This window comes from Acinetobacter sp. WCHAc060006 (genome assembly GCF_004209135.1).
In the GTDB taxonomy this organism is placed as follows: Bacteria; Pseudomonadota; Gammaproteobacteria; order Pseudomonadales; family Moraxellaceae; genus Acinetobacter; species Acinetobacter cumulans.
Genome location: NZ_SGSS01000101.1, coordinates 1 through 669 on the forward strand (window position 1 = coordinate 1; position 669 = coordinate 669).

1 protein-coding gene is annotated in these 669 nt (G+C 44.8%); it reads left to right on the forward strand.

Annotation, left to right across the window (positions count from 1 at the left end; translation table 11 throughout):
- The coding region (locus EXE29_RS17370) for an ISNCY family transposase (RefSeq protein ID WP_120365125.1) at nucleotides 1-669 on the forward strand (669 nt) is incomplete at both ends.

Below are 669 nucleotides of genomic sequence, written 5' to 3' on the forward strand. Positions count from 1 at the left end.
ATATTGATGATGCCACTGGAAAGCTGTTGCATCTGCGCTTTTGTGAGGCCGAAACGACCTTTGATTATATGCTTTCAACCCGAGCCTACATTGAGCAATACGGCAAGCCTTTGGCCTTTTATAGCGATAAACACTCAGTATTTCGAGTCAATCAGAAATCCAAGCAAGACAGCCAGATCACGCAATTTGGCAGGATTCTCAACGAATTAAACATCGATATTATCTTTGCCAACTCACCACAGGCCAAAGGACGTGTGGAACGCGCCAACAGAACTCTGCAGGATCGCCTGATCAAGGAAATGCGTTTGGAAGGCATCTGCTCAATTACCGAGGCCAATGCTTGGCTGCCCTGCTTCATTGAGCAGTTCAATCAGAAGTTTGCCAAGTGTGCGAGAAACTCGAAGAACTTGCATCGACCTTTAACGGAATCTGATGCTGAGCTAGAGGATATTTTTACCTGGCAGGAACCGCGTAAGGTCACGAAGAATCTGACTATCACGTATGACAAGTGTATTTATATGCTTGAGCCAACACCACTGAACCACAAACTTGTTGGGCAATACATAACATTTTTAGAGTATCCAGATGGTACTGTGGCCATCATGCACGAAGGACGGAAGATCAACTACAGTATTTTCAATAAACTGGCTAGACTGCAGCAGAATGAAG